The sequence below is a fragment of the Rhizobium sp. LjRoot30 genome (assembly GCF_964253915.1).
Classification (GTDB): Bacteria; Pseudomonadota; Alphaproteobacteria; order Rhizobiales; family Rhizobiaceae; genus Metarhizobium.
In genome coordinates this window covers 1-1782 of the sequence record NZ_CAXUSG020000046.1, presented here as the reverse complement: position 1 = coordinate 1782, position 1782 = coordinate 1, and the positions used below count along the sequence as shown (strand labels likewise).

The window sequence follows — 1782 nt, the reverse complement described above, 5'->3', positions numbered from 1 at the left end:
TTCAGTGGCACCCTGCGAGACCTGCTCGGAAGAGGACGACAGTTCCTGGCTGCCGGCGGAAACGTTGTCGGCTGCCGACAGGGCGTCGCCGACGACGCCACGCAGGCGCTCGACCATGCGTTCGAGGGCGAGGCCCAGCGTGTCCTTTTCAGAGAGCGGCTTCGGCGAAATCGTCAGGTCGCCATCGGCGATCTGGTCGGCGACGTTTGCGGTGTCGCGCAGATTGCTGGTCATGACGTTGATGGTGTCGACCAGATCCTTGATTTCGTCGTTCGTCTTGATTTCCACGCGCTGGTTCAGGTCGCCGATAGCAACAGAATCGGCAACCGACTTGATCTTCCGCAGACCGCTGCTGATGCTCATGGCGATCCATACGGCTACGCCGCAAGACAGGACGAGCATCGTCGCGAGAGCAATGATCAGAACGGCACGCGAGGTGGCGTATTGTTCGTTGGTTGCCTCGTCCGTCGCCCGGAGGTCTTCGTCGATTTGAGCATTCAGCTGAGCCAATGCGTCGAGGAGCGCGGCAGTTGCACGTGCGCCTTCGCCCATAGAGATATTGCTTGCACGCTCGTTGCCTTCGGTGGTGTTGAGTTCGGCCAGGCTCAATACACTGTCCTGCATTTCCTTCCAGGCTGGAAGTTTCTCCTGGAACTGGCCCAACTTGGCACGGATGTTTGGATCTTTCTCCTGCTCGAACTGGGTCAGGATGGTATCCACCTTTGCCTGTTGGTTTTTGACTTCCTTCATATAGGCAGCCATCTGAGCCGGATTGGAGTTTAGGATCATATTCTTCTCATCGCCGATTGCTTTGAGAACCGCGTCGGACAGGTCGCTGGATCGCTGTAGGTTGGCAGCAGGACCGGTGACCATCTCGGTGATTGCGTTGTTGAGCGACGAAAGATTGAAGATCGCCAGTACGGCCATGGCGCCGGCCATGATGATCAGCATGGCGAACGAAAGCGCCAGTTTCAGTTTGATGGTGAATCGCATCGAAATCCCCAAAAGGTGTGTAGCGTGGTGTGTTCCGCGGCGGGAACAAAACGATCGTTAGAGACGTCGCAAGCGGAGCGGGCACATCCACTCCTCGGCTTTGAGATCAGCTTGACGACGCCAACGCATACACACGTTGGAGTTTCTCCGGTGCGCCCGGCCTGTCATTTGCGAAAGGCCGGGCATGCAATTTCAGGTAGATGTCAGGCGCTTTCGCGGAAGTCCTGATCATCCTGATCGGGGCCGCCGTGCGACAGGTCGAGCGCAAATCCCCTTGCGCGGGCCTGCTGGGCGGATACCGTATTCGATGAGGCATGCGCACGGCTTGCCTGCTGTTGTTTGCGTGCCGGAGCGCTTGCCCGGGCGACGGCGGCGGAAGACGTCTGCTTCTGCGGTGCGCGGCCCTTCGCCCCGTCGACGCGGAAGAAGGCGATGGAGGCCTGCAGTTCTTCGGCCTGGGCTGCCAGCTCTTCCGAGGTTGCCGACATCTGCTCGGAGGCACCGGCGTTCTGCTGCGTCACCTTGTCGAGCTGCTGGATCGCCTCGTTGATCTGGGCGGCACCGATATCCTGCTCGCGGCAGGCCGCGGTGATTTCGGCGACCAGTTCAGCCGTCTTGCGGATATCCGGTACCAGACGGCCGAGCATGTCGCCGGCTTCCTGGGCGGCCTTGACCGTATCGCCGGACATGCCGCTGATTTCGGCTGCTGCCGACTGCGAGCGTTCCGCGAGCTTGCGGACTTCCGAAGCGACGACGGCAAAACCCTTGCCGTGTTCGCCGGCGCGCGCG

2 protein-coding genes are annotated in these 1782 nt (G+C 60.5%); both read right to left on the bottom strand.

Annotation, left to right across the window (positions count from 1 at the left end):
• Positions 1-993, bottom strand: a 993-nt coding sequence (locus ACSQ3I_RS28060; protein ID WP_436004460.1) for an MCP four helix bundle domain-containing protein, incomplete at its 3' end; no start/stop codon positions are given.
• Between the two features lie 203 nt (positions 994-1196).
• A partial coding sequence (locus ACSQ3I_RS28055; RefSeq protein ID WP_436004458.1) for a methyl-accepting chemotaxis protein occupies positions 1197-1782 on the bottom strand: 586 nt, incomplete at its 5' end.